This window comes from Streptomyces sp. NPDC056486, from assembly GCF_042795295.1.
Classification (GTDB): Bacteria; Actinomycetota; Actinomycetes; order Streptomycetales; family Streptomycetaceae; genus Streptomyces.
On record NZ_JBHTSF010000125.1, the window covers coordinates 1 to 26881 of the forward strand.

The following is a 26881-nucleotide window of genomic DNA, read 5'->3' on the forward strand; positions in this document are numbered from 1 at the left end:
ACCCGTTACGAAAAAACCGCGACGTCCTTCAAAGCCGCCGTCACCCTGGCATCAACACTCCTCTGGCTCCGCCCACTTTGAAGACACGGCCTAGGCGGACCGGCATGGCTACCACAAGGAGCGGCAGCCATAAGGTGAACGAGCCTCCCGCCCCTTCCGGGGCTGGGAATTCGGACATTCCGCGCGGCTACGGCTGAGTTATGGCTCCCTCAACCCTTGGTGGCTTGCAGGTGAGCACCGACAGTGTCGATGGGCGGCCCCGCTGGGCCAGGCGTGCGCCGAGTATGGCGCTTCAGGCGGCGTTGAGCAGCTCGGGCAGTTGAGTCGTGTCGATCAGATGGGCGCGGGAGGGGAACACGTCGTTGACCAGGATCCGATGGACTTCGGGGTCGGGGTCGGCGATGCCGTCGGTCAGGACGTAGACGCGGTAGTCGCGGTCGGCGACGTCGATGAGGGTGGACAGGACGACGCCACTGGTGCTGATGCCGGAGAGGATCAGGGTGTCGATGTCGCGGTCACGCAGCTGCTGGTGGAGGTCGGTGGTGGAGCCCGCACCGTAGCGGATCTTGCGTACGACGATGTCGCCGTCCGCGGGGGCGATCCGCGCGTCGATCTGGGTGGCAGCCTCCTCGTGGTGGAGCATTCTTGCCGCGGCGACCGCGCTGAAGGACTTGTTCCTTTCGGGGACCGCGGCCCAGTCGTCGTCGGTGAAGGCGACGCGGACATAGCCGATGGTGCCGCCTGCGGCACGGACGTGGGCGATGGCGCCGCCGACCCGCTCGATGAGCGCGTCGGCGCCTGGGATGTGGCCGATGATCCCGTTCTGGAAGTCCATGGCCAGCAGGGCAGTCCGCTGGGGGTCGAGGGCAGGGGTGGTGCTCATGGGTGGTGCTCCTTGGTGGGTTGTTCTGAGGTACGGGGGGCTGAAGGTGCCGGTCTGCCGGTTCCGGTCACGCCCCATGAGGCGTCGGTCGAGGACGGTCAACAGGAGGACGGCGGCGCCCGCCGCGACCAGGACGAGGCCGAGGGAGTATGGCTTGGTCAGGTGAGGGTCACGATGTGGAGCTGCCGTGCCCCGGCAGGGTGACGGCACCCAGCCGGATCAGGCTGTCAGCGGTTGCCACGATGGTGTCGCTGACGTCGAGGGGCTCCCAGCCAAGGATGGAACGGGCCTTCTCGTTGCTGATGTCAGGGATCCGGCCCTCCAGAACGGCGGCGTCCCGCAGAACGGGATCGGTCTTCGCGGCCTCGCGCACCTGCTCGATGGTCAGTTCCGAGGCGGGCAGCCGGTCGGCCGCGGCGGGGAAGTGCTCACGAAGGATGTTCGCGATGGCGAACAGGCTCGACGACCCGCTGTTGGCGAGGAACCGCTCGCCCGCCGCCTTCGGGTGCAGCATCGCGCGCAGATGCAGGTCCACGACGTCACGTACGTCGACCACGCCGAAGTTCCAGACCGGCACCACGGACATCTCGCCGGACATCAGGGCCTTGATCAGCCCGAGTGAGCCGGAGGGCCGGTCGACCAGTTGGGGACCGAAGATGCCGGTGGGGTTGACGACCACCAGCTCGATGCCGCCGTTGGTCCGGACGTAGTCCCACGCCGCCGCCTCGGCCAGCACCTTCGACTTGTGGTAGGCGGGCAGACCTGGGGTGTCCGGGTCGGTCCAGTTCTCCTCCGTGTAGTGGTCGTCGGGCGTCAGGGTGTACCCGACCGCGGCGAAGGAGGACGTCATCACGACCCGCGGGATCCCGGCGTTCCGGGCGGCGGCGATCACCCGCAGCGCACCGTCGCGGGCGGGGAGGACGACTTCGTCCTCCGTCTCGGGAGGAGTGGGCGGGAAGGGGGACGCGTGGTGCAGCACGTGCGCGACCCCGTCCATGGCCTGTGCCCAGCCGTCGTCGGCGCTGAGGTCCGCGACGGCGAATTCCAGCAGGTCCGCGGGATCGACCCCGGCCTGCTGCAGCGCCGCATGGACTTGAGCCTCCTGTGCGGGCCCCCGGACCGCCACACGGATGTGATGCCCCTCGCGCAGCAGGCGGACGGCCGTGTGGCTGCCGACGAAGCCGCTGCCGCCGGTGACCAGGACCTTCTCGCCTTCGGGGAGAGAGAGGAGAGAGGGGGAGGAGTCTTCTGTGCTCATTCTGTTCCGTCCTTCACAGTTGAGTGGTGCCCGCACGAAGGTCTGTCGGTTCAGCCTTCTGGGCCGGTCAGCCCTGTGCGATCCGGGAGACGTGCTCCCAGTCGGCCCAGGTCTGAAGGCGCTGGGCGTAGATGGGCTCGATGATCTCGATGGGTTCCGTGCCGAACAGCACCCGCAGCGGCGGGTCCTCGGCGTCGACGATGCGCAGCAGAGCGGAGCCGGCGTCGGACGAGGCGGCATAGCGGGCATTGCCGAAACGGGCCGCGATGGCCTCGCGGACCTGGTCGTAGTCGGGGTTCGGGTCTGCCTGAGTGGCGGAGGAGCCACCCCAGTCGGTGCTGAAGCCGCCCGGCTCGACGATGGTGACCTTGATCCCGGCTTCGGCGACTTCCTGTGCGAGGGACTCACTGAAGCCCTCGAGCGCCCACTTGGAGGCGTGGTAGGCGCCCAGTGACGGGAACGCGGTCACGCCGCCGACGGACGAGATCTGCACGATGTGACCGGTGCCCTGCCTGCGCAGGATCGGCAGCACCGACTGACTGACCCAGAACGCGCCGAAGAGATTCGTCTCCATCTGGTCGCGCAACTGCTCCTCAGTGATCTCCTCGACCATGCCGAAGAGGCCGTAGCCGGCGTTGTTGACGACGACGTCGAGGCGGCCGAACTTCTCGTGCGCGGCGGACACCGCGGCGGATACGGCCGCCTTGTCGGTGACGTCCAGCGCCAGCGGCAGAACCGCGTCGTCGCCGTACTTGCTGACCAGATCGTCCAGTGCGGCGATGTTCCTGGCGGTGGCGGCGACCTTGTCGCCACGCTCCAGCGCGGACTCGGCGAACGAGCGGCCGAGGCCGCGAGACGTACCGGTGATGAACCAGACCTTGCTCATGACTCGGGACTCCTTGGGATGGGGTGCCGTCTGGAGCTGACCTCCGGCGGCTGACTCCACCGTAGCGCCAAAAGTTAGACGAGTCCAAATATGAACTCGTCCAAACGTAAACCCGTCCATGAATGGAGACGTAGAATGACGCGCATGGCAGGAACCATGAATCTGCGGGAGCGCAAGAAGCTGGCGACCTGGCGCGCCATCCGGTCCGCCGCCCTGCGGCTCTTCGACGAGGAGGGGTACGAGGCCACGACCGTCGAGCAGATAGCGGCGGCGGCGAACATCTCGCGCGCCACCTTCTTCAACTACTTCGCCAGCAAGGAGGCCGTGGTCTTCGACCAGGACCCCGAAGAGCGAAGCGACTGGCAGGAGTTGATGAACGGGCGGCCCGCCGATGAGCCGCTCTGGGACTCGCTCACCGCGATCCTGACGGGGTTCTGCGAGAGCCTGCGCGAGCGTATGCCGCTCCAGCGCGAGCTCAAGGCGCAGTCGCCCGCCCTCGCCCAGTCGGGCCAGAGCTTCGGCGAGCAGTTCTTCACCGACCTTCGTGACTGGGCGGCAGACCGCCACAGCGAGTCCGACAAGCTGACCGTGACCTTGTGGCAGAACCTCGCGGTGACCGCCACCCTCACCGCCTATCAGACCTGGCCCGCGGACGAGTCCTTCGACGACTTCCAGCGGCGCCTCGAACGCTGCCTGCGCGAGGCGGAACCCGCCCGTCCCGCCGACTGACCGCATCCACTTGCGCTACCGCCGCAACTGCACGGCCGACAGCCTCCAGCCTCGTAATCGTGCGCCTGAAGAGGGCTGCGGATCTTCCTGCCTGGCAGTGGGTGCGGCCCCCGGAGGCGGCTCCTGGTGCGACCTACGGCTTGGCTGCCGTGGTAGGCGCTGGGGCGAGCAGGCCGTGCAGGGCGTACTCCACCAGCTTGCGCACCTCGTCGGGGGTGAGCGATCTGGCGTGGCCGACCATGAACAGGTTCTCGACCGGATCGCCTGGTCCAGGCGTGAGCACGACTACACCACCGCCAACCGCGCCGTCTTCGCGGGCGCTCTACGTTGATGTCCTCGGCCATGCCATAGCGGGCTTGAAATTCGGCGGTGCGCCCCCGGGGCGCGGCCCGGGGGCGCCGCCCTCTCAGGAGTGCGTCACGGTGACTTTGTACAGGGAGACTTCACCGTAATTCGATGTGCCGCACGGCGAGGAGTTGTTGCAGTTCGCCTGCGTGTAGGCCCCGGCCTTGAAGTAGCCGCTGCCGAAGTCGGCGGCGATGGTGGCCTGGAGCGTGCCCTTGTAGTAGACGTCGACCTTCCCGTCGTGGACGACGAACTTGCCCTGGAAGCGGTCGCCCAGCTGGTAGTTGGAGGTCAACAGCTTGTAGTGCGTGTTGTTGTACGACGTGACGTACAGGCTGCTGCCTTCGAGGCGGAACGACGTGACGTCGCTCGTCTCGTCGTGTATCTGGCCCGCCATGATGTGCGGCTTGTCCGCGGGCAGATGCGTGATCGCCTCGTCGACCACCATGGTGTGGGTGCCGTCCGTGGAAGACCAACTGGCGTTCCCCGAGCCTCCCGAGGTCATCTCGCGCAGCTCGGATCGCGGGTACCCGGTGTTGCTGGTGGTGGCGCCGTTGACCGCGGCCCGGAACCTGATCGCGTCGCAGACCGAAGTGGTCGTGAACCAGGGGGCGTTGTTGTACGTCGCCAGGGCGGGCTGCTTGACCTCCAGCGGTGATCCGGAGCTGTTCGGCAGGGGCAGCTGGAGCTTCCACGCCTTGCTCAGCCCGATGGCGGAGGCCGGAGCAGGGCAGGCGGCGGCCTCTGGTGCAGCGGCCGACGCGTGCTGCGCCGTGACGAGAAGGCTCGCGGCGAGTGCCGATGCGGCGAGACAGGAGAGAGTGCGGCGATGTGAACCGCGGCGCGAACCGCGCGTAGGTGCCTGACCATTCATGTGCGACTCCTTATGGCAGGGCCATGACAGACCCAGGGGGGTGGGCGGCCGTACCCGTCCGCCGGATACGGCTCAACAGGCGAGTTCTCGTACGATCCCTTCGTCGATGCCGATACCGAGGCCGGGCCCTGTCGGGACCTCGGCCACTCCCTGACGCACCCGGATCCCGGGCCCGGTCGCGTAGGGACTGCTGAGGAACTGCCGGCCGTTGAGGTCGGCGGGTGCGATGAGGTCGTGGGCCGCGAACAGGTGCAGGGACGCGGCGAGGCCGATGTCGGACTCGGTGAGACCCGACCCCATGAGCGAGACTCCGCAGTCCTCGGCCAGTTGGCACTGGCGCAGCGCCAGGGTGAGGCCCGCGCAGCGCTGCACCTTCGCCACGGCGATGCCGATGGCGCCCAGGCGCACGAACGACGCCAGGTCGGTGGGGTGCCGCAGGCTCTCGTCCACGGCGATCGGCACCGGGCTGAGGTCCCGCAGTCGGCGAAGGCCGTCGATGTCATTGGCGGGCAGCGGCTGTTCGAGCACCGCGACGTCGAGCGGGGCGAGGCGCCGGGCGAAGCGCAGTGCGGATTCCTGAGTGCCGGCCTGGTTGGCGTCGACGATCAGCGTCGCGTCGGGCGCCGCTGCACGGACGGCGGCCACGCGGGCGACGTCCGCCATGACGTCCTGCCCGGGTTCGAGCCCCGCCTTCACCTTGAACTGGCGGTATCCGGCCGCTCGGCCCTCGGCGAGGGAATCGGCGACGGCGGATGCGTCAACTCCCGTGACGATCCAGCAGAGTTCGACCGTGTCGTGGCGCCGTCTGCCCCACAGTTCACCCAGGCTCACGCCGCGCGAGCGCGCCAGGGCATCGTGCCAGGCGACGTCCAGGGCGGCGCGGGCCAGCGGCATCCCCGTCGACCAGCCGCGCCGGATGGCCCGGTCGCAGACCCGGACGAGACCGTCGAGGTCCCACAGCGGCAGGCCGGTGGCGGCGGGCGCCAGGTAGTGGGTCAGGGTCGACACGATGGACTCGGTGGTCTCGTACGTCCAGGAGGGGAGCGGGGTCGCCTCGCCCCAGCCCGTGGTGCCGTCGGTCGCGGTGACCTTGACGAGCACGCGGATGGCGGGCCGTCCCGGGGTGGTGACGGCTCCGCCCGCGACGGTGAACTCCCGCAGCGTCGGCAGGGCGACGGTGAAGACCTCGATGCGCTCGACGGTGGTGGCAGCGGAGGGCGACCGGGTCTCGGCCTCGGGGTTCAGAACCATTGCGTCTTGTCCACTACGTTGATCAACGGCCGTCCCTCGGCGAACCGTCGGGCGTTCTCGGCGAGCACCTCGTACCTGCGTTCCGCGGCGTGCGGCCCGGCTCCCGCCACGTGCGGGGTGATCAGTGCTCCGGGGTGACGCCACAGCGGATGGTCCGCGGGCAGCGGCTCCCGCTCCAGTACGTCCAGGGCGGTGCCTCGCAGGTGCCCCGAGTCCAGCGCCGCGACAAGGTCGTCGAGGCGAACGGTGGGGCCGCGACCGACGTTGACCAGGTAGGACCCAGGTTTCATGGCCGCCAGGCGGTCGGCGTCCATCAGGCCCTCCGTGCTCGGTGTGTGCGGCACCGTGAGGATCACGAGGTCCGCCCGGCCGAGCGCCCGGTCGAGGTGGTCGGGCGGCAGCACCCTGGTGAAGCCGGGCGGTGCCTCGGTGACGCGGGGGTCGACGCCCTCCACGTGCGTACCGAACGCGGCGAGCAGCCGCCCCGCCTCCGCGCCGACCGCGCCCGTGCCCACGACGAGCGCACTCGCTTCGGCCAGCGGCAGGACCGCGCCGTCCGACCAGTCCGGCGCCCACTGACCGGCGGCCTGTTCCCTCACGTAGCGGGGGAGCTGCCGGGCGAGGGCCAGTACGAGGGCCAGGGTGTGGGCGGCGACATGGTCGGTGTAGGTGTCGCGCATGTTCGTGACCTGGGCTGGATGACGCACCAAATTCGCGTGGTAGAAGCCGGGCGGGGGGCCCGCCTGCGGGGCCTGCAGCCAGCGCAACTGCCGTGCGGCCCCGAGGAGTTCGGGAGCGAGTGTCCCGTACGCGGCATCGGCGCGGGCCAGCGCTGCACGCACCGCGTCGGGGTCCTCGGGGCTCAGCACCGTGATCCCGGGAACAGTCTTGCCGAGTCGGTCGGGCCAGGCGCGGGTCTCCGTCGACAGCGGCGGCACCATGACGAGGGTAAAGGCGGCGTTGCTCATGCTGCGTGCTCCATTGCCGTGGCGACCACCTCGTGGCGCAGCGGGCGCCCGGTGACGTACCGGTCGAGGTCGTCGGCCATGGCCCGGCCGAGCAGTCGCCGCTCCGGGCCGAGGCTGCCGGCCAGGTGCGGGGTGACCACGATGTTGTCCAGGGTGAAGAGCGGCGAGCCGTCGGCGGCGGGCTCCGGATCGGTGACGTCGAGTACGGCGAACAGGTCGGGGCGCTCCTTGAGTACGGTCACCAGCGCGGGTTCGTCGACGAGGCCGCCGCGCGCGGTGTTGACGAGGGTGGCGTCGGGGCGCATCGAGCGCAGCAGGCGCGCGTCGACCATGCCGCGGGTCTCCGGAAGGAGCGGTGCGTGCAGACTCACCACGTCGCTCTCGCCGAACAGCCGCTCCAGCGTGGCCGGTTCGGCGCCCAGGGACCGGACGTCGGCGTCGGCCACGTACGGGTCGTGGGCCAGCAGGCGTACGCCGTGCCGGGTCAGGAGCCGGGCGGTGGCGCGCCCGGTGGCGCCCAGGGAGACGATTCCGACGGTGGCGCCCGCGGTGCCGAGTTCGCTGCGACGCTCGGCTGCCGCCCGGGTGCGACGCGCGGTGAGGACGTAGCGCCAGCCGTGCTTGAGCGCGTACAGGATCTGGGCGAGCGCGAAGTCCGCGACCCGGTCGGCGATCACGGCCCCGGCGGAGGTGACCCGCACGCCGCGCGCCCAGGACTCCGGGGTCACCAGGGGGCGTACCGACCCGGCGGCGTACAGCACGAGATCGAGCCGTGGCGCCTTGTCGAGGAGCGCGGCGTCGAGCCGGGGTGCGCCCCATCCGGTGACCAGCACGTCGATGTCGGCCAGCGCCTCCGCAGTCAGCTCGGGGGCGGAGCAGGGGGGCCGCTCGATGGTCAAGTGAGTCTCGATCAGGGCACGTTCGGCTGGCCCGTAGACGTCGTCGAAACGTGCCGGGTCCATGACGTACAGCCCCGTGCGTCGCTTGCTCGTCATGCTGCTCCCTCGGTTGTCCGTGCCGCTCGTGCTGCTTCCCGCGCGTATGCGTCGGCCCTGCGCAGCGCCTGGAGCCGAGCGGGTGAGGCCAGGCCTGCGTGGTAGTAGCGGATCTGTTGTGCGCCCGCCTCCAGGAGCCGCGCCACCCGTCCGGTGACACGGGCGGGGTGCTCCTCCAGCACGGAGACGTTCGCGATGACGGGCCGGTCGGTGGCCCGCACCGCCGCCTCGACGCGGGCCACGGATCTGTTCTCGTCGTCCCAGCACTTGAGGACGAGAGCATCGGCGCGGCCCTGGAACCGCCCGAGGTCGAGCCCGACATCCGGGCCGGTGGCCTGGCGGTCGCCGTCCGCCATCAGCAGCAGCTCCCGGCCCGGCGCCACGGCGGCCACGTCTCGCGTCAACTGCTCAATCACGGACTGCCGGTGACGCAGGAGCGCTGTGGCCGCCTGCTCGCCGAGAGCCTCGTGAAGGGTGCGCGCGCGTGCACCGCCCCGCAGCTCCGTGTCGACAGTGCGGCGCACGGCGTGCGCGAGCTCGGTGGGGTCCGCTCCGGCGGCCGCGATGCCGGTGCGGCACGCGGCGCACAGGCACACCGACAGCAGATCGCGGGCCGCCCGGGTCAGGTCGGAGCCCGCCGTCTTCTCGTGCTGGCTGCCGTGCTCGAATCCGAGCCAGCCACAGGCCTCCAGCATCAGCGTGGGGACTTCGGTGGTGTCGTAGCGCGTACAGAAGGAACGGACCAACCGCCGTATGTACGAGGCCACGTCGGGCTGTGCCGGGCACAGGGCGTACCCGTACCGCTCGTCGAAGGCATTGCGCACCGTCAGTTCGGGGGCCTGCTCACCCAGCGCGGTGCCGTGCGTGAGCACCAGCCAGGCCTCGACCCGCAGCCCTTGACCGCGCAGGGCCGTGGCCGCGCTGCCGAACCGGTCGGGGACGTCGACGGCCCAGCCCGGTGCGGTCGGCCGCAGTCTCGCGCCGCGCCAGGGGCCGGGGTCGAGCGGGAAGTAGGTCGCGGAGTGGGTGGCGTGCACGGTGCGGTGGACCGGGTGGTACGGGGTCATGGCGCGCGCCGAGTGGTACGCGGCCTGCAGGACGACGGAGCCCACGCCGAGTGCGGCGATGCGTTCGGCCGCGCCGGGGTCGCCCACGAGATCCCACGTGTAGGCGAAGGCACCGCTGAGGTCGGCGGCGCCCGGCCGAGTGGCTGTCACAGGGGTCACTCCTTGGTCGCGCCGGCCAGGCCGCGCACGAAATAGCTCTGGAAGAAGATGAAGACCAACAGCATCGGGATGACGGACAGGGTCATTCCGGCGGCGAAACCCGTCCAGTCCACGGAGTGTTCGCCCTTGAAGGACAGCATTCCGACGGCCAGGTTCTGCAGGTCGGGCTGACCGAGCGTGAAGACCAGCGGGATGTTGAACTCGTTCCAGTTGCTGATGAACTGGAAGATGACGACCACCGCGATGACGGGCTTCGCCAGCGGCAGGACAAGGCGGAACGTGCGCAGGAATCCGGCACCGTCGAGCTTCGCCGCGTCGAACAGGTCCTTCGGCACTCCGGAGAAGAAGCCGATGAAGAGCAGGACGTAGAGCGCGCCCGCCGCACCGGACATGGCGAGGATGACACCGGCCCGCGTGTTCAGGAGCCCGAGGTTGTCCACGAGCACGAACTGGGGGATCACGATGGAGGCCACCGGGACGAACAGCGTCGCCACGATCAGCCGGTGCAGGAGCTTGCGCCCGGGGAAGTCGTAGCGGGCGAGGATGTAGCCGCACAGCGCCGACTTGAAGAGCTCGACGAGGGTGGACACGACCGCGTACAGGACCGTGTTGAAGAAGTACTTCGAGAACCCCGCGTCCACCCAGGCACGTTGGAAGTTGTCGAAGTTCCACTGGTCGGGGATGAGGCTCGCACCGCCGGTGAACAGACCCGACTGGGTCTTGAACGCGCCGGTGACGATCCAGAGGAAGGGATAGATCCAGACCAGGCCCACCACGATCAGCAGGGGCAGCGCGACGAGGTTGGCGCGTGCGGGCCGGGAGAGTTTGCGACGGGGCATCAGACTCCGTACTCCTTACGCGTCTTCTGTGCACGGCGCACGAAGTAGCCCTGGCTCATCACGAGGAGGAACGCCATGACCGAGAAGAGCAGGGCGGCCGCCGACGCGTAGCCGTAGGCAAAGGGCATGGATCCAAATGCCTGCTTGTAGATGAAGTACGAGACCACGTAGGTGTTGGTGCCGGGGCCGCCGCCGGTGAGCGTGACGACGAGTCCGAACACGTGCATCGCGTTGACAAGGGCCAGCATCACGATGACCACGGCGACCGGGCGGATCATCGGCAGTGTGATCCGGGTGAGCTTCTGCCACTCGCTGGCGCCGTCGAGGGCGGCGGCTTCGTACAGTTCCTCGGGCACGTTCTGCAGCGCCGCCATCCAATAGATCATGTACTGCCCGAAGACCTGCCAGACGGAGATGAGGACGAGGGTCGCCATCGCTGTCCAGCGGTCGGCGAAGACGTCCGTCGTACCGTCGGTCAGACCGAGTTTGTGCAGCGCGGAGTTGAGCGCCCCGTTCGACGGGTTGAGCAGGTAGGTGAAGACCAGTCCCGCCATCGCCACGGGGATGATCAGCGGCGCGAAGAAGACGGTACGCAGGGCCTTCTTCGCCCTGAGCCATTTCCTCGTCATCACCAGTGCGGCCAGGAGGGACAGCGGCAGCTTGACCACGGTCGTGCCGATGGCGAACAGCAGCGTGTTGACGACGGCCTGCCAGAAGAGCGGATCGCTCAGGATGCGCCGGTAGTTGCCGCCGCCGACGTAGGTGTCGATGGGGCCGGTGCCGGACCAGTCGAAGAACGAGTAGTAGACCGTCGCAGCCAGCGGCCAGAGGGTGAACCCCAGATACAGGACGAGGAAGGGCACGAGGAAGGCGGCCACCCACAGGCGGTCGCGCCCTCTGGCGCGTTCACGGTTGCCGTCCAGCGGTGCCGAAGGCCGGGGGTGGCGCACCGTTTTGCCGTCGGGGCGGGGTGCGGTGTCGTCGCGCGGCAACTCCGTCTGTACGGCGCTCACTTGGCCGCCTTGTGATCGGCCGTGTAGGACCAGTCCGGGAACGTGAAGCAGTCGAGGGACACCTTCAGTCCCTGCGCCGCCTCCTTCTTGAGCTGGTCCTTCAGGGTCTTCTGGCGTTGCGCGACGATCCGCTCGGCCTCCGGCTTCAGCGACCTGTCGCCGCTGAGCGCGCCCGCCATCGCCTCGTACTCCCAAGTGGGCCGCTCGCCGATGGCCTTTACGTACGCCGTGGATTTCACCAGGTCGGGGCACTTGGTGACGGGGAGCGGCAGCTTGACGCGGTAGCCGGGCTTGTCGGCGATCCGCATGATCTGGCGCATCGCCGGGTCCTTGACGTACTTGGCGTTGTCCGCGAAGGCCAGCGTCCCGAAGCCTTCCTTCAGGTACTCCTTGGCGAAGTAACCGTCGGGCTCGGTCATCCAGTTGAGGAAGGTCCAGGCTGCTTTCGACTGCTTGGACTGGGCGCTCACCCAGTACTTGTTGCCGTCCGGCTGGCTCCACAGGGCGCCCTGGGAACCGGAGTCGGGCACCGGGTGGGCGGCGACCGAGTAGTCCGATGAGCCGAGGCCGAGGGTCTTGAACACCGAGGGGAGCCAGGTGCCGTCCATCGTGATTCCGGCCTGACCGGTGGCGAACTGCTGCCGGGTGAAGTTCTTGTCGTTGTTGCCGGGCGCCAGGTAGCCGTCCTTCTTGAGCTCCTGGATGAACGCGAACACCTTCTGCGCCTGCGGTTCGGCCAGCGAGAACGTGCCCTTCTTGTAGTCGAAGAACCAGTCGTTGACGGTGTATTCACCGGCGGCGAGGGCGTAGAAGGTGCGCTGGAGGTCGACGTCCTTGGTCGGCGCGGCGATGCAGTACGCCTTCGTCTTCTCCTTGATCGTCGCGCAGGCGCTCTTCAACTCGGACCAGGTCGTGGGTGGCTTCGCGGTGTCGAGCCCGGCCTGCTCGAAGACCTTCTTGTTGAGGAACATGTAGCCGGGGCCCCAGTACGTGCTCTCGGACAGCGGGAAGCCGTACGTCTTTCCGTCGATGCGGTTGACGCCGTCGACGAACGAACCCTCGGGCCACCGCTTGGTGAAGTTCGCGGGCAGCGACGCCCCTCCGTTGAGCGGCTGTATCCACTTCTGTCCGAGCAGCTGCGACATCGCCAGCGGGCCGTTGTCGCTCCAATAGAAGACATCCGGGCCCTGCCGGCTCTGAAAAGCCAGCGGAAGGGTGCGCTTGTACTCGTCCTGGGCGATCGACTGCCACTGCACCGTGATGTCGGGGTGCTGCCGGTGGAACTCCTCGGCGGCCTTCTTGTGGAAGTCCGACTGCTCGGCCGAGTAGTCCCAGACCTTGAGCACGGTGCCGGAGGATCCACCGGACCCTCCGCCGCACGCCGCCAGCAGCGGCACCACCAGGAGGGAAGCCGTCGCCAGCCTTCCCATCCTGGATCCTCCACGCCTGTGTGCTGTCCCCATCGTCGGCTCCTGCTCTCGTTGAGATCTCGTTGAGTCGGCGGCCCGATCGGCTCACTGCTCCGGGGGCTGAATCGCGGATGACGTTAGGGCGTGGGAAGAGGCTGAGCAAGCGTTTTCACAGAAGGGGCTCGCGGGCGATCGAACCAACTGACTCAATTGACGCCGCTGACCTGGCAGTTCGTGTGATCGATCCATCGTCAACGAATCAATGAGCTAAGTTGAGGGAACGCTTTCACACCACCCCCTGTCGCTGCCGAAAGGGAGTACGCCGTGCGCGTCCTCGTTCTCACCAAGCCGTTCGGGGCCTTGCCGCCCGAGGAACTCGCCGCACAGCTGTCCAAGGCCGGCGCGGACGGCGCGGACCTCCTTGTCAGAGAGGGACAGACCGTCACACCGGAGACGTCGTCGCGCATCGGCGACACCGCCCGCGCCCTGCGTGGCATCGGGCTCGAACTCGGCCTTGTAAGTACCGACTTGACGTCAGTGGACCGAACGGCGGATCGCATCCTGGGGCACTGCGCCGAGGCGGGCGTGCCCCTGGTGCGCGTGGGCTTCTATCGCTACGACGCCGAGATCGGCTACGCCGCCGGTCTGGACCGGGCCCGGCGTGACCTCGCGGAACTCGCCGCGCTCGCCGATCGTCACGGAGTCCGGCTCCTGCTCGCGCTGCACCACGGCACCCTGCACCCCTCGGCCGCGTACGCGCTTCGCCTCCTGTCCGGCCTCGACGACGTCCTGGTCCACCCCGACCCGGGGAACCAGGCCAAGGAGGGCAGTGAGGACTGGCGCCTCACCGTCGACGCTCTCGGCGGTCCTGACCGGGTCGGCTGCGTGGGTGTGAAGAACGCCGTGTGGGAACCGGGAACGTCGCCAGGCTCTTGGAACTGCGGCTGGCAGCCGCTCGCCGACGGCGGCGTCGTGCCGTGGCCCACCGTGCTGCCCGGTCTCGCCGGACTCGGCTATCAGGGAGCGCTTTCTCTGCATGTCCATTACCGGACCGACGACCCGTTCGCGTCGGCGCGCCGGGACCTCGCGTACCTGCGCGGACTGCTGCTTGAACCGGGGACCGGACAGCGGGAACGCTGAGCGAGGCGCTACGTTGGCCGACAGGCACAGGGATCGGGGAGCAGGGTTGACGACTTCGAGAACATCGGGCGTGACGGGCGGGGAGCCGGACACCACCGGCAGGAAGGGCGGCGCGGGCCGCCGACGGGTGACCATCACCGATGTCGGCACGGCAGCGGGGGTCTCCACCTCCACCGTCTCCCGCGTCCTCAACGGCACGGCCCGGGTCGATCCCGACCTGGTGCGCCGTGTCCAGGGAGCGGTCTCCGAGCTCGGCTACCGGCCCAACGCCGCCGCGCGGGGCCTGGCCCGTGGCGAGACCGACGCCGTCGGCGTGCTCGTGCCCGACCTCTCCAACCCCTACTTCCCCGATCTGCTCAAGGCCGTGTCCGCCGTGGCCCGTTCGCATGGGCGGCGGGTCATGGTGATGGAGTCGGACGAGGACCCGGCGAGCGAGCACGAGCTGGCCGAGGACCTGATGCGCTGCTGCGACGGCGTGCTGCTGTGCTCGCCGCGCATGGACCGCGCCGCGCTCCTCGACCTGCCGCTGCACGACCACCCGGTGGTGCTGGTCAACCGGATCGTGCCGGGCCTGAGCGTCCCCTCGGTCTCCGTCGACTTCTACGGCGGGATGACCCTGGCCTGCGGACACCTCACCCAGCTCGGCCACCGCCGGGTGGCCTACCTCAGCGGGCCCGAGGCCTCCTGGGCCAACGCCGAACGCATCCGGGCCTTCGACGCCGCGGCCGCGTTCGGCCTCGACGTCACCGTCATCCCCTGCGGCCACACGGCGAAGCACGGATATGCCGCGGCCGATGCGGTGCGGGCCGCCGGAGTCACCGCGGTCGTGGCCTACAACGACCTCGTGGCGCTCGGCGCGCTCACCGCCCTGGAGGAGTCGGGCCTGCGCATCCCCGAGGACATGTCGGTGATCGGCTGCGACGACATCTCCCTGGACGACCTGCCCAGTTCGCGCAGGCTGACCACCGCATCGCTGGCCCGCCACGAACTGGGCCGACAGGCCACCGAGATGCTGGAGGCGTTGATGGCCGACGGGGGCGACACCGAGCCCCGGTACATCCCGATGGACCTCCTGGTCCGCGGGACCAGCGCGCCGCCGAGCTGAGATCCTCTCAGTCTTGAGGTGACCGGGGCGGCGCGCTTTCTGCGAGAACGAGCGCCAGCAAACCAGGAAAGCGTGCGTCGAACTCGGGCCGGCGAAGCCGGTTGAGTCTGCGTGCGCCCTTGTCCACCTGTTCCAGAAGCCCGGCGGCGCGTAGCACGGCGAAGTGGTGGCTTGCGGTCGCTTTCGACACCGGTAGGTCGAATGTTCCGCACGCCCGGCTGAAGTCCGGTTCACCGGCGCATTCGCGCAGGATCGAGCGTCGTACCGGGTCGGAGAGGGCGTCGAGTGCGTCCTGCAGGCTCACTTCTGTCGGATCGGCATGAACCAGGTTTCTGGCGCGGCGCGCGACCGGTTCGGTCATGGCGGCCCCTTCCTCCGTTTGACATGTTCGATGACCATCGTACAGTTGTCGGTGTTCGACCTACGTCTAACTTAATGAGGTAAGCCATGTCAGCGTCGATCAGCGGGCCACACGTGGCGGTGGTCACCGGAGCCAGTCGAGGAGCAGGCAAAGGCATCGCCCTCGCACTCGGACAGCCGGGCGCGACGGTCTACGTGACGGGCCGCAGCCGCCGATCGTCCGACTCGCCCTACGGCGGCACGATCGATGAGACCGCCGCTCTCATCGATGAAGCGGGTGGCAAAGGCATCGCAGTGGCCGTCGACCACTCCGACGACGAAGCGGTGGCGGAACTGTTCGCCCGGGTAGGGCGCGATCACGGTCGCCTCGACATCCTGGTCAACAACGCGGCCCAGGTGGTCAACGCCGCCCCCGCCGGGAGGTTCTGGGAACAGCCGCTGGATGCGGCCGATCTCCTCACGGTCGGCCTGCGATCGCACTACGTCGCAAGCTTCCACGCCGCGCCCCTGCTCATCGCCAATGGCCGCGGACTGATCGTCAATACAGGTCATTACGGTGCTGTGTCCTATCACCTGGGCCCCGCCTACGGCGCCCAGAAAGCCGGCGCCGACAAGATGGCCGCCGACATGGCAAAGGACCTGCGCCCCCATGACGTCGCCGCCGTCTCGATCTGGATGGGCGGCCTGGACACCGAGCGCGCGCGAGCACACTTCGCAGCGCTGCCCGCTGAGGCCAGACCGACCGGCAGGCGCGAATCCCCGCAGTTCACCGGCCGGGTGATCGCGGCCCTCTATGCGGCCGACGATCTCATGCAACTCTCCGGCAGGGCGCTGATCGGAGCTGAACTGGGCGCGCACCTGGGCATCACCGACATCGACGGCAGTGCCCCGCTCTCCCTGCGCTACACCCGGGGCGGACCACCCGAACTCCACCGCAGCCTGTACTGAACCCAAGGACGCCTCCGGCCTCGTCGTACTGCCCCGCCGCCGGGTCGTCGAAGGCAGCCTTGCCCGGACGATGCCCGCCCGCCGCCACGCGAGAGACTACGAACGGCTCATCCACACTCCGAAACCCTGGTCACCTGGGCCGCCGTCACCCTCGTGCCCAGGCGCCTCGCCCGGGAGGGGGCCACTCCCAGTTGGCCGAGGAAACCAGTGCTGGCCGGTAGCTGACCGGCGAAAACGCGCGCTCACTGACTCCTCATGCCGTCTGCCAAGCCACGAGGGCGACGGGAGGTGTGGCCTCGAAGCGCCGCTGGCCCGGACCACCTGTCGGTTGCGGAGCCAAGTCTCCAGCCGGTTGGCTAATCCAGGCCCAGTGACCTGACCAGGTCGAGCATTTCGGCGCGATGCAGTGCGGCCGGGTTGCCCGCGACGGGGTGGATGTGGCCGTCGATCTCCAGGGCCACCAGGCCGTGCATCCGGCCCCAGACACGCAGGGCGAGCGCCGCCGCAGCGGGTGGCACGTCCGGGAGGTTAGCCTGGATCTTCGCGACGTAGTCCGGGTGGAGGTCGGACCAGGAGGCGTCCTCGGGCTGGCGGTGCCGGGCGTGGGGCCATGCGGCGGCCACAAGGCGCGTGAGCTCGCGGCAGACGCGCCGTGCCGTCTGGTCCACCGGGCCGTCCTCAGGTGGCTGGTAGCCGGGGACGGGGTGACCGTAGAAGAGCCGGAAGCTCTCCGGGTGAGCCAGTGCCCACTCCCTCAGGGCCTGGCCCCACGCCATCAGCCTGCCGCCGGGATCGGTGTCGGGCACGGCGTTGCTGGCCGTTTCCACCGCCTCCGCGAGCGAGGCGGCGATTCCGCTGATCAGTGCCGTGATCAGGTCGTCTCGGGTGGGGAAGTAGCTGTAGATCGCGCGGGCGGTCATTCCCATCTCGCGGGCGATTCCCCGCAGCGAGATCGCCCCGGGCCCGCCTTCTGCCATCTGTCGCAGCGCGATGGCCTTGATCTCTCGGCTCGTCTCGGTCCGCAGCCGCTCCCGGCGGCTCATCACGCCCGCGACGTGTTCGCCCTCGTCGATGCTCACCTTGGAAAGGTTACAGGGAGGTATTAGTCTTCGCCGTGTCATTAGTACACGCCGTGTCCAAAGAGACGGGGAATCCCATGCCTGCTTACGTCATCGTCAACGCCGATGTGCTCGACGAAGAGGCCGGCTTGGCCTACGCACCCGTGGCCCAGCAGTCCATCCTCAGCCACGGGGGCCATTACCTGGTCGCGGGACCCACGCCCGAGCCTGTCGAAGGCACCTGGGCCTCCTCCCGGTTCCTGGTCATCGAGTTTCCCGACATGGACCGAATCCGGGAGTGGTACGACTCTCCCGAGTACCGGCGGGCCCGGGAGATACGAGGGGACAAGGTGCGGTTGGGAATGCTGTTCGTCGAGGGCGCACCGCCGGAAGGCTTCTCCCTCCCGGCCTAGCCGTGCCGCCGGCATGGTGACCGGACAGGGTTGGGGAAAGGCTCGCGGCGTCCGGCGGTGCACCGGATACCGAGGGCTGATTCGGCCAAGATCGACCGGGCGGCGCCTAGGTGGCCACGATCCGCTCCGCCTCCGCCTCCGCCCGAGGTTCCGCCACCCGCACCCGGGCAGCCGTCTCCGGCTCCTCCAGCAAGCCCACGCCTGAAACCACCGGTCATCTCCCCGTCATCCAGGACGAACAGCACCCGGCGTGCAGCAACCAGCGGCCGAGCATGGAGGCCAACAGTGCGGCGAGGGCCAGCGCTGGTCGCTGCCGGGATCGCCAGCAGGCGGCCGTCCAACCGCTCTCGTCATCTTCAATGATCCGCTCGTATCCGTTCAGGGCGCCGTTGACTTCCAGAGCGTTCGCGACGGCTTCCAGTAGCTCTGCGAGTGACGTCCAGATGCGCCCCGGAGGCAATCCGACCTTGTCTCGTTCTCGAGTTGGGTCTGCAACTGCTGATGCTCCGGAAAGCTGAGCCCGTCCCCCTCGGATTCCGCTCACGCGACCCGCGCCAGAGTGCACCGCACAAGTCGGCGGTTCACTCCAAGACCCCGCCCGGATCTGGGTGTTCGCAGTTCAAGACATGGTTGACAACGAACTTGGGTCCACCACAGACTCTGTTTCCATGAGCTTCCTGGACCCTCTGCTGACCAGCGAGCGCTGTGTCGACCTGCTCAGGGTTTCCAGCGCCCGCTGTTGAGGCCCCTCGCCGCGTGATCCACGTCCCGGCTCCCCCCTTTCGGGTATCCGACCCGTCTGTGCGCTGACGAGCCCGCGGTCCTGGCAGGGCCGGACGGAAGTACCCCTCCCGGGAACTACGACGCCGAAGCGGCGCTGATCACTGCCTTCACGAGTGCATGGTGTGTGCGCCCCGTCGCGACCGCGCCCTTCTCGTGTGATCCGTTCTGCTGCGATCCGGCGAAGGACGAAGCAGCGGCCGGGTTCCGCGAAATCCTGCGGCGGCTTCAGGCTGCCGGTCGCATCGGCTCGCACAAGGCACGTGCCATCGACCACATCGGTCACATCGACGTTTCGTCTGCGCAAGCGGCCTTCACCGAGACCGTCCGCGATGCCGCGATGCCGCGATCCCCTCGCCCTTGAAACGGACATTGATTCATGACATCTCGCACCGAAGCCACCGAAGCCACCGAAGCCACCGACCAGCGCCGCGCCGATGGGGCGGTGCCCGTGCCCGAGACAGCAGGCGTGATCGGAGCCGGCGTGCCGGACGGCCGGCCCTTCCGGCTCGGCTTTCTGCTCCACCTCGACTCCGACCTCACCCCTGCCGCGGCGTACCGGCAGGCCATCGATCTGTTCGTGGCCGCCGAGCGACTCGGATACGACTCGGGCTGGGTGATCCACCGTCACTTCAGGCAGGGGAACGAGCATGTATCCGCCCCGCTCGTCCTGTTGGCCGCGATCGCCGAGCACACCACCCGGATTCGGCTCGGCACCGGCGTGTTCGTCCTGCCGCTCGCCGACCCCTTGATCGTCGCCGAGGACGCGGTCGTGCTCGACGAGCTCAGTGGCGGGAGGCTCGAACTCGGCGTCGGATCAGGCCCGTTCCCGACCGCGTGGGAGGCATTCGGCCACAGCGTGGAGGACAGGTACCGGTTGTTCGACGAGAGCGTGGCGAGACTGCACTCGGTCCTGGAGGGGCGTCCGGTCAACAGCGCGGGGGAGGTGCTGCACCCCCCTGGCCCCAGGGTGCGTCGGCGGTTGTGGCAGGCGACCACGAGTGAGCCGACGAGGGCCGTCGCCGCGGCCGTCGCCGTCGCCGAGGCGGGCGACGGGCTGCAGCTCTCCCGGGCCGGAGACTGGTCCGGTCGGCAGGGCGTGGAGCAGCAAGCCGACCTCGTCGCCGCGTATCACGAGGCCACGGTCCGGGCCGGGCACGAGCCGCGTGTTCAGATCTCGCGTGCGCTCTACCCGCACCCCGACCGCGCCGACGCGATCCGCGCGGTCACGCCCGGTGTGCGCCGCTGGCAGTCATGGGCTGCGAAGGACCGTGATGCCGGGGAGCTCGGCGTCCAGGAATACCTGCGGCGCGACAGGTCGCTGATCGGGCCGGCCGAGACCATCGCCAGGGCACTCGCCGCGGACCCCTCGCTCGCCCGGGTCACCGACCTGCTCGTCAGCTTCGTCCCCGGCGTGCCCGACTTCGAGGAGCATCTGCGCCTGCTCGCCGCCACGGCCCAGGAAGTCGCGCCGCTGCTCGGCTGGCGGCCCCTCCAGGACACCTGAGCCGACGTCTTCGCCTCACCCACTTCGCCTCACCCACTTCGCCTCACCCACTTCGCCTCACCCACTTCGCGTACCACCGACTCTGCGCACCACCGACTCCATGTACCACCGACTCCGCGCGTCACCGCTCATCCCGAACGGGAGCACCACTGTCATGACGGGTTTTCATCTCAACCTCTCGCTGCTGACGCCCGGACACTTCCGGCAGGCATGGCGACTACCCCACGTCGATCCACTGGCCTACCTGGACATAGGCCACTTCGAGCGGCTCGCGAAGGCAGCCGAGGACGCCGGCATCGACGCGGTCTTCCTCGGGGACGGTCCCGCCCTGGGCGCCGGGATCGAGCACGCCCCGGAGACCGGGATCGACCCGCTGATCCTGCTGGCCCATCTGTCCGGGGCCACCGACCGGCTGGGATTCGTCGTCACCAGCTCGACGACCTACAACTCGCCCTACAACTTGGCGCGCCGCTTCAACGCGCTGGACCATGTGAGCAGGGGCCGCGCCGCGGTCAACATCGTGACCACCGGGAGCCCCGCCGCCGCGGCGAACTTCGGCCTGGACAAGCATCTCGACAAGGAGACGCGTTACCGCCGGGCGCACGAGTTCCTGGACGTGGTGACGCGGCTGTGGGACGCGTGGGAGCCGGGTGCCGTCGTCGCTGACAAGGAGAGCGGCAGGTACGCCGACGCGGACCTGATCCACCCCGTCGACCACCGCGGTGAGTTCTTCTCCGTGCGCGGCCCGCTGCCCGTACCCGCCGGGCCGCAGGGCAGGCCGGTGATCGTCCAGGCCGGTGGTTCGGAAGGCGGGCTGAGCCTCGCGGGCGAGTTCGCCGATGTCGTCTTCACCGTGGCCCAGACCCGGTCGAAGGCGGTCGCCTTCCGCGAGGACGTCCGGCGGCGTGCCGCGGCGGCGGGGCGCGACCCGGACCACGTCAAGATCTCACTCGGTGTGGTCGTGCTCGTGTCCGAGACCGAGGAGGAGGCCCGGCAGCGCGAGCAGGAGCTCTACGCGACCCTCCCGCTGGACCGGCTCGCCGCGACCGTCACCGCCAACCTCGGGCTGTCGGCGGACACGTTCGGGCCCGACGACGTCATCACCATCGACGATCTCCCGGACGCCCCACCGCAAGGAGCGTTCTCCGCCGGCTTCAACGAGTCGACACGTGCGTTGATCGCCGAGCGTCCCAGGACGCCCCGCGAGCTTGTCCACAGTTCGGCCGGCGGCGCCGGTCACCGTCTTCTGGTCGGTTCCGCCGAGCAGGTCGCCGACGACCTGGAGAACTGGTTCCGCGCCGGTGCGGCCGACGGCTTCACCGTCATGGCCGCCGACACGGCCGTCGACTTCGAGAACTTCACCCGGCTGGTGGTCCCGATCCTGCAGCGACGCGGACTGTTCCAGAAGGAGTACCGGGCCACCGCGCTCCGCGAGCGATACGGCCTTCCACGGCCGCGACGGGCTCGCCCGGCGGTGCGCTCCGCTTAGCCCCTGTCGTCGCCTCAGCCCCCGCCGTTTCGCTCGTCCAACGATCGCAAGGAACACACATGTCCGACCTTCGCACCTCCATCGAGCGTGCCGCTCCCCAGCGCAAGAAGTGGCCCTGGATCGCCGGCGCCGTAGCCGTCCTCCTCGTCGTCGTGAGCGGGTTCGCCCTCACCCGCGGTGACGACTCCGACGGCGCCCCGGCCGCAGGCGACGGCACCCCCGTCCGCGGCGGCACGCTGCAGTTCGCGCTGATCGACTACCAGCGCAGCCCGGACCCGCAATGGGGCACCAACTACGCGGAGTCGCTCATCGGCGACAACATCACTGACAAGCTGACGTGGCAGGACCCGGACACCGGCAAGATCACGCCGTGGCTGGCCAAGTCCTGGGAGTACAACAAAGACCTCACCGAGTTCACGTTCCATCTGCGCTCGGACGTCACGTTCAGCGACGGCACCCCGTTCGACTCCGCAGCGGTCAAGGCCAACTTCGACCAGTACGTACGGGGCGACAAGAAGTTGGACATCCTGCCCAACGGCGCCACGCTGATGCCCGGTTACATCGAGACACGGACGCCCGACAAGCACACGGCCGTCGTCCGCTTCAAGAAGCCCCTCGCGAGCTTCCTGCAGGCCTCCTCCTTCACCGCCAACGCCGGGCCCGGTTTCCTGTCGCCGTCGACGCTGAAGCTGAGTGCGAAGCAGCGGACGGATCCGACGAAGGTGATCGGCACTGGCCCGTTCGCGTACAAGTCGTGGAAGCCGCAGGCCAACACCGTCGTGGTCAAGCGCAAGGGGTACGACTGGACCCCGCCGGCGCTTGGGCACAAGGGCGACGCGTACCTGGACGAGATCGTGTTCAACACGGTCCCGGAGGCCAGCGTCCGGAGCGGGTCGCTGGTGTCCGGCGAGATCGACGCCACGCTCGACGTGGGCACCACGGACGAGAAGGCACTGGCCGACCAGGGCTTCAAAATCACCCACAGGAGCGTGTCCGGCACCTCCATCCTCTTCAACCTCAACTCCCAGCTGTTCCCCACGAATGACATCGCGGTACGCAAGGCGATCCAACTCGGCTGGGACCGGGAGGCAATCAAGAAGACGGTGCTCACCGACTCCTACTCGGTGGCGACCTCGGTCCTCGGACCGTCGGTCCGCGGATACGAGGACCACAGCGACTCGGTCCTCAAGTACGAGCCGCAAAAGGCCGGGCAACTCCTCGACGAGGCCGGCTGGAAGAAGGGTTCGGACGGGATCCGGGTCAAGGACGGAAAGAAGCTCGTGGTCAAGCTGCTGGGCATCAACAACCTCGTGGTGAACAAGCCTGCCTACGAATCGATCCAGCAGGACCTCAAGAAGATCGGGATCGACCTGCGGCTCACCGTCCTCCCCATCCCGGACTACTCGGCCAAGGTGGCCAAGGCGAAGACCGACTGGAACGTCACCGCGGCCAACCGCTCGCGCAACGACGCGGCGGTCCTCAACCTCCAGTACAACCCCGAGCTCGGCAACGCCTCCTACCTCACCAAGGACTCGACCGGCGTCGACCTCGACGAGGTCACCAAGGCCCTGGGCAAGCTGGAACTCACCCTGGACCCGGCCGTGCGCAAGCGGTACGCCAAGGCGGCACAGGACCTCCTGCTCGACAAGTACGCGCTGGTGAACCCGGTCTACAACCCCTCGCAGGTGATCGCCCAGGCGGACTACGTCCACGGGATCATCTTCGACGCCCAGTCCCGCAACCACTTCGTGGACGCGTGGAAGAGCAACGGCAAGTAGGAAGGAACGTCGTGCTGCGCTACCTCGCGCTGAAGGTCGGACGGGCCCTGTTCGTGGTCTGGGCCGCGTTCACCCTGACCTTCGCTCTGCTGTTCGTCCTGCCGGCCGACCCGGTGGACCTGCTCTTCGACCCCGCCGAGCTCAACACCATCACCCCGGAGGTCCGCGAGCAGGTGGCGGACAGCTACGGCTTCAACAAGCCGGTGCTCCTGCAGTACCTCGCCCGGCTGGGACACGCGCTGACCGGTGACTTCGGCGACTCGGTGCAGTCGGGCCGCTCGGTCACCGCCACCATCCTCGACGTGTTGCCGAGCACCCTCGTCCTGGCATTCGGCGCGCTGGTGCTGGCCGTGCTCATCGCCTTCGTGATCGCGCTCGTCGCGACCACGACCCGCCGGGCGTGGGTGGGCAACCTGGTCGAGGCGCTGCCCTCGGGCGCGGTCTCGGTGCCGGTCTTCCTCTCCGGCATCCTGATGCTGCAGATCTTCTCGTTCCAGCTGGGCTGGTTCCCGGCCTTCGGCGACCACGGCGCGAAGAGCCTCGTCCTTCCCACGATCACGCTGGCCGTCCCGGTGGCGGGCCCGATCGCGCAGCTCCTCGTGCGCAGCTTCGCCACCGAGTTCCGTTCCGGCTACGTCACGACGAGCTGGGCAAAGGGAGCCACCCGCAGCGGCATCGTCGTCCGTGACGTCTTCCGCAACGCCAGCCTGCCGGCGTTCACCATCGCCGGCATCACGTTCGGCAACCTGATCGCCGGATCCGTCATCACCGAGACCGTCTTCGCCCGCCAGGGCATCGGCCGGATGACCCAGGCCGCGATCAACACGCTGGACGCCCCGCTGGTGCAGGGGATCGTCGTGCTCGTGGCGGCCAGTTTCGCGGTGATCAACCTGATCGTCGACGTGATCTACCCGCTGCTTGATCCGCGGCTGCGGGCCACGCTCACCGCCGGTTCATCCGGCTCACCCGGCGCACCCCTGACGGCCTGAGGAGAAAAGTGATGACCGTCGAACTCGACGTGCTCGCCGCGCCGGCCAGGCCCGGCCTCGCCCGCCCGCTCGTCACCCGCCTCGGAGAGCTCGCGCGGCAGCCGTTCCTCGTGGTCTCGTGGATCATCGTGCTGGTGGTGGTCGGCTGGGCCCTCGCCCCCAGCCTGTTCACCTCCTACGGCCCCTACGACGGCGACAGCGCCGCCAGCTTCGCGCCGCCGAGCGCGGAGCACTGGTTCGGCACCGACCGACTGGGCCGGGACCTGTTCGCCCGCAGCGTGTACGGCGCGCACACGACCCTGACCGCGACCCTGCTGGCCGTCCTCGTCGCCTTCGGCATCGGCACGGTCCTCGGGCTGGTCGCCGGCTTCAGCGGAGGGATCGTGGACACCGCCTTCATGCGGGTGGTCGATGTGTTCCTGGCGATCCCCAGCTTGCTGCTCGCGATGGTGATGGTCTCCGTGCTGGGCTACTCCACGCAGAACATCGCCCTGGCCGTCGGCATCTCGTCCATCGCGTCCTTCGCGCGAGTGATGAGAGCCCAGGTGCTCGCCGTGGTGACACAGGACTACGTCAAGGCGGCTTACGGCCTCGGGGGCGGCCGGCTGAGTGTGATGGTCCGGCACGTCGTCCCCAACTCGCTCGGTTCGGTGATCGCGTTGGCGGCGCTGGAGGTCGGAACGGCGGTGCTCGCGGTCGCCTCGCTCGGCTTCCTCGGCTACGGCGCACCGCCGCCGCAGCCGGAGTGGGGCCTGCTGGTGGCCGAGGGCCGTGACTATGTCGCGGTCCACCCCTGGGCCTCGATCATGCCCGGCGCGGCACTCGCGGTCGTCGTCATCGCCACCCACCGCATCAGCACCTCGTACCGGAAGGAACACCGCCGATGACGAACGCGCCCGAGACGGACATACCCGAGACGGACATACCCGAGGAGAGGCAGGACCCGCTGCTGCGGATCACCGACCTCACGATCGACTACCGGACGGGGCGCCGCCGGTGGACACCGGCCGTCCGCGGAGCCGGCCTCCGGGTGGAACCGGGCGAGTTCGTCTCGCTCGTGGGGGAGTCCGGCTCGGGCAAGACCACCCTGCTCCAGGGTGCCCTCGGCCTGCTCCCGCCCTCCGCGCGGATCGGGTCCGGTTCGATCGCCTACTCGGGGGTCGATGTCACCGGCTGGAGCGATCAGCGCATGGCGCGGGTACGTGGCAACTACGTGGGCTTCATCCCGCAGGACCCCAACACCTCCCTCAACCCGGTCAAGAGGATCGGACAGCAGGTGACCGAGGCGGTCCGGTTCAACGCGCCCGAGAAACAGAGCGCGGCGCGGCATCGTCAGGCCGCGCTGGAGAGCCTGCGCACCGCGGGGCTGGGGGACGCCGAGCGGGTCTTCGACCAGTATCCCCACGAACTCAGCGGAGGTATGAAGCAGCGCGCGCTCATCGCGATCGCGCTGGCGGGCAAGCCGAAGATCGTCGTGGCCGACGAGCCCACCAGCGCGCTCGACGTGACGGTCCAGAGAGTGATCCTCGACCACTTGGCACGGCTGCGCGAGGAACTCGGCATCGGCATCCTCCTGGTCACCCACGACCTCGGCGTAGCACTGGACCGATCCGACCGGATCCTGGTCATGCAGCACGGCCGGATCGTGGAGGAGGGCCCGGTGCGTCAGGTACTGGAGAGCACCACCCACGACTACACCCGCCGTCTGCTCGACGCGGCTCCCGGGCGGCACACCGGCCGCCTCGAACCGACGTCGGGCGTCCCGCGGACGGTCCCCGCCGACGCGTCCCCGGTGCTGCGGGCGCACGTGCTCACCAAGAGCTATCGCCTGCGCGGCGGCAGAGGTCAGAAGCGGGAGCTGCGAGCCCTGGACGGCGTCGACCTGGTGGTGCGCAGGGGCACCACGCACGCGATCGTCGGCGAGTCGGGCGCGGGCAAGTCGACGCTGGCGGGCGTCCTGGTCCGGTTCGTCCCCGCGGACAGCGGCACGGTGCACGTCGGTGATCGGGAACTCACCGGTCTGGGGCGCAAGGAACTGCGGGAGGCCCGTCGTGACCTGCAGTTCGTCTTCCAGAACCCGTTCACCTCGCTCGACCCCCGGTACACGGTCGGCAAGCTCGTCGCCGAGCCGCTGCGGAGCTTCCGACTGGTGACCGGCAGGCAGGAGCGGGCGGCCCGGGTGATCGAGCTGCTGAAGGCGGTGGCGCTGGACGAGAGTTATCTGCACCGGCTTCCCGGTGAGCTGTCCGGAGGCCAGCGGCAGCGGGTCGCGATCGCGCGGGCACTAGCGCTCAGCCCCGAGATCCTCGTCCTCGACGAGGCGGTGAGCGCGCTCGACGTGTCGGTCCAGGCGCAGATCCTGCAACTGCTGGTCGATCTGCAGGCCGAGTTCGGGATCAGCTATGTGTTCGTCACCCACGACCTCGGCGTCGTACGTCTCATCGCCGACGACGTCACGGTGATGAAGGCCGGTGGCGTGGTCGAGTCCGGCCCGGTGGATGAGGTGTTCCACGCCCCGTACCACGCCTACACGCGGGAACTGCTTGCGGCGGTCCCGGGAGCCCGGCTCACCGCGGCAGCCGGCACGGGCTGAGGGCGATACGTCAGGACGCGGCGCCCGCCGGGGAGTTGGGGACTC

25 protein-coding genes and 1 pseudogene are annotated in these 26881 nt (G+C 69.0%); 12 read left to right on the forward strand and 14 right to left on the reverse strand.

Annotation, left to right across the window (positions count from 1 at the left end; all coding sequences use genetic code 11):
* Positions 1-292: 292 nt before the first annotated feature.
* From ACFQ7F_RS34265 to ACFQ7F_RS34275, 3 genes are all read right to left on the reverse strand, one after another.
* Entirely contained in the window at positions 293-883 is a 591-nt protein-coding gene (locus tag ACFQ7F_RS34265; protein WP_383279236.1) for a cysteine hydrolase family protein, read from the reverse strand.
* Positions 884-1052: 169 nt separating this feature from the next.
* A complete protein-coding gene (locus ACFQ7F_RS34270) occupies positions 1053-2141 on the reverse strand; it encodes an NAD-dependent epimerase/dehydratase family protein (RefSeq protein WP_383279239.1) in 1089 nt (362 codons plus the stop codon).
* Between the two features lie 67 nt (positions 2142-2208).
* Entirely contained in the window at positions 2209-3027 is an 819-nt protein-coding gene (locus ACFQ7F_RS34275) for an SDR family oxidoreductase (RefSeq protein WP_383279242.1), read from the reverse strand.
* Positions 3028-3171: 144 nt separating this feature from the next.
* Here ACFQ7F_RS34275 and ACFQ7F_RS34280 point away from each other — a divergent pair, with 144 nt between their 5' ends.
* Positions 3172-3756 carry a TetR/AcrR family transcriptional regulator gene (locus tag ACFQ7F_RS34280; protein WP_383279245.1) on the forward strand — a complete coding sequence of 195 codons (585 nt, stop codon included), beginning with the start codon at positions 3172-3174 and terminating at the stop codon, positions 3754-3756.
* Positions 3757-3889: 133 nt separating this feature from the next.
* Here the strand turns inward: ACFQ7F_RS34280 and ACFQ7F_RS34285 are convergent, their stop codons facing one another.
* From ACFQ7F_RS34285 to ACFQ7F_RS34325, 9 genes are all read right to left on the reverse strand, one after another.
* Positions 3890-4039 (reverse strand): hypothetical protein, encoded by a 150-nt coding sequence (locus ACFQ7F_RS34285; protein ID WP_383279248.1) that lies wholly within the window; start codon positions 4037-4039, stop codon positions 3890-3892.
* A 123-nt stretch (positions 4040-4162) separates the two neighbouring features.
* Positions 4163-4975, reverse strand: coding sequence for a polysaccharide lyase family 7 protein (locus ACFQ7F_RS34290; protein WP_383279250.1), 813 nt, complete (start codon positions 4973-4975; stop codon positions 4163-4165).
* A gap of 72 nt (positions 4976-5047) precedes the next feature.
* The gene (locus tag ACFQ7F_RS34295; RefSeq protein WP_383279253.1) at positions 5048-6226 is read right to left on the reverse strand and encodes a mandelate racemase/muconate lactonizing enzyme family protein; all 1179 of its coding nucleotides are present in this window, start codon (positions 6224-6226) and stop codon (positions 5048-5050) included.
* Positions 6217-7194, reverse strand: a complete 978-nt coding sequence (locus ACFQ7F_RS34300) for a D-2-hydroxyacid dehydrogenase (protein ID WP_383279256.1) — start codon at positions 7192-7194, stop codon at positions 6217-6219. The genes ACFQ7F_RS34295 and ACFQ7F_RS34300 overlap by 10 nt, the downstream gene beginning before the upstream one ends.
* Entirely contained in the window at positions 7191-8189 is a 999-nt protein-coding gene (locus ACFQ7F_RS34305) for a hydroxyacid dehydrogenase (protein WP_383279259.1), read from the reverse strand. Before ACFQ7F_RS34305 ends, ACFQ7F_RS34300 begins: the two co-directional genes overlap by 4 nt.
* A complete protein-coding gene (locus ACFQ7F_RS34310; RefSeq protein WP_383279262.1) occupies positions 8186-9406 on the reverse strand; it encodes a hypothetical protein in 1221 nt (406 codons plus the stop codon). The genes ACFQ7F_RS34305 and ACFQ7F_RS34310 overlap by 4 nt, the downstream gene beginning before the upstream one ends.
* Before the next feature lie 5 nt (positions 9407-9411).
* The gene (locus ACFQ7F_RS34315) at positions 9412-10254 is read right to left on the reverse strand and encodes a carbohydrate ABC transporter permease (RefSeq protein ID WP_383279265.1); all 843 of its coding nucleotides are present in this window, start codon (positions 10252-10254) and stop codon (positions 9412-9414) included.
* Positions 10254-11267, reverse strand: coding sequence for a carbohydrate ABC transporter permease (locus tag ACFQ7F_RS34320; RefSeq protein ID WP_383279268.1), 1014 nt, complete (start codon positions 11265-11267; stop codon positions 10254-10256). Before ACFQ7F_RS34320 ends, ACFQ7F_RS34315 begins: the two co-directional genes overlap by 1 nt.
* Positions 11264-12697 (reverse strand): ABC transporter substrate-binding protein, encoded by a 1434-nt coding sequence (locus ACFQ7F_RS34325; protein ID WP_383279271.1) that lies wholly within the window; start codon positions 12695-12697, stop codon positions 11264-11266. Before ACFQ7F_RS34325 ends, ACFQ7F_RS34320 begins: the two co-directional genes overlap by 4 nt.
* A gap of 303 nt (positions 12698-13000) precedes the next feature.
* Between ACFQ7F_RS34325 and ACFQ7F_RS34330 the strand changes: the two genes are divergently transcribed.
* Together ACFQ7F_RS34330 and ACFQ7F_RS34335 are read left to right on the forward strand one after the other, a co-directional pair.
* Complete coding sequence (locus tag ACFQ7F_RS34330) at positions 13001-13816, forward strand: sugar phosphate isomerase/epimerase family protein (RefSeq protein ID WP_383279274.1); 816 nt, start codon at positions 13001-13003, stop codon at positions 13814-13816.
* Positions 13817-13862: 46 nt separating this feature from the next.
* Positions 13863-14921 (forward strand): LacI family DNA-binding transcriptional regulator, encoded by a 1059-nt coding sequence (locus tag ACFQ7F_RS34335; RefSeq protein ID WP_383279277.1) that lies wholly within the window; start codon positions 13863-13865, stop codon positions 14919-14921.
* A 7-nt stretch (positions 14922-14928) separates the two neighbouring features.
* Here the strand turns inward: ACFQ7F_RS34335 and ACFQ7F_RS34340 are convergent, their stop codons facing one another.
* Complete coding sequence (locus ACFQ7F_RS34340) at positions 14929-15282, reverse strand: ArsR/SmtB family transcription factor (RefSeq protein WP_383279280.1); 354 nt, start codon at positions 15280-15282, stop codon at positions 14929-14931.
* Between the two features lie 86 nt (positions 15283-15368).
* Here ACFQ7F_RS34340 and ACFQ7F_RS34345 point away from each other — a divergent pair, with 86 nt between their 5' ends.
* Both ACFQ7F_RS34345 and ACFQ7F_RS34350 read left to right on the forward strand, forming a co-directional pair.
* Positions 15369-16229: an SDR family NAD(P)-dependent oxidoreductase gene (locus tag ACFQ7F_RS34345; RefSeq protein ID WP_383279283.1), complete on the forward strand. Its 861-nt coding sequence runs from the start codon at positions 15369-15371 to the stop codon at positions 16227-16229.
* Positions 16225-16436 (forward strand): annotated as a pseudogene (locus ACFQ7F_RS34350) (IS5/IS1182 family transposase); the annotation flags it as partial. The gene ACFQ7F_RS34345 and the pseudogene ACFQ7F_RS34350, both read left to right, overlap by 5 nt.
* A gap of 149 nt (positions 16437-16585) precedes the next feature.
* On the opposite strand, the gene ACFQ7F_RS34355 reads toward ACFQ7F_RS34350, so the two are convergent.
* Positions 16586-17308 (reverse strand): TetR/AcrR family transcriptional regulator, encoded by a 723-nt coding sequence (locus ACFQ7F_RS34355; protein WP_383279286.1) that lies wholly within the window; start codon positions 17306-17308, stop codon positions 16586-16588.
* 77 nt (positions 17309-17385) lie between these two features.
* Here ACFQ7F_RS34355 and ACFQ7F_RS34360 point away from each other — a divergent pair, with 77 nt between their 5' ends.
* The 7 genes from ACFQ7F_RS34360 to ACFQ7F_RS34390 all read left to right on the forward strand — a co-directional run bounded on the left by ACFQ7F_RS34360 (position 17386) and on the right by ACFQ7F_RS34390 (position 26836).
* Positions 17386-17700, forward strand: a complete 315-nt coding sequence (locus ACFQ7F_RS34360; RefSeq protein WP_383279289.1) for a DUF1330 domain-containing protein — start codon at positions 17386-17388, stop codon at positions 17698-17700.
* Positions 17701-18859: 1159 nt separating this feature from the next.
* Positions 18860-19987 (forward strand): LLM class flavin-dependent oxidoreductase, encoded by a 1128-nt coding sequence (locus tag ACFQ7F_RS34365; protein ID WP_383279292.1) that lies wholly within the window; start codon positions 18860-18862, stop codon positions 19985-19987.
* 154 nt (positions 19988-20141) lie between these two features.
* A complete protein-coding gene (locus ACFQ7F_RS34370) occupies positions 20142-21476 on the forward strand; it encodes an NtaA/DmoA family FMN-dependent monooxygenase (protein ID WP_383279295.1) in 1335 nt (444 codons plus the stop codon).
* Positions 21477-21535: 59 nt separating this feature from the next.
* Positions 21536-23254 carry an ABC transporter substrate-binding protein gene (locus ACFQ7F_RS34375; RefSeq protein ID WP_383279298.1) on the forward strand — a complete coding sequence of 573 codons (1719 nt, stop codon included), beginning with the start codon at positions 21536-21538 and terminating at the stop codon, positions 23252-23254.
* Between the two features lie 11 nt (positions 23255-23265).
* A complete protein-coding gene (locus ACFQ7F_RS34380) occupies positions 23266-24243 on the forward strand; it encodes an ABC transporter permease (protein ID WP_383279301.1) in 978 nt (325 codons plus the stop codon).
* An 11-nt stretch (positions 24244-24254) separates the two neighbouring features.
* Positions 24255-25130 carry an ABC transporter permease gene (locus tag ACFQ7F_RS34385; protein ID WP_383279304.1) on the forward strand — a complete coding sequence of 292 codons (876 nt, stop codon included), beginning with the start codon at positions 24255-24257 and terminating at the stop codon, positions 25128-25130.
* Positions 25127-26836, forward strand: coding sequence for a dipeptide ABC transporter ATP-binding protein (locus tag ACFQ7F_RS34390; protein ID WP_383279307.1), 1710 nt, complete (start codon positions 25127-25129; stop codon positions 26834-26836). Before ACFQ7F_RS34385 ends, ACFQ7F_RS34390 begins: the two co-directional genes overlap by 4 nt.
* Positions 26837-26881: the final 45 nt, after the last annotated feature.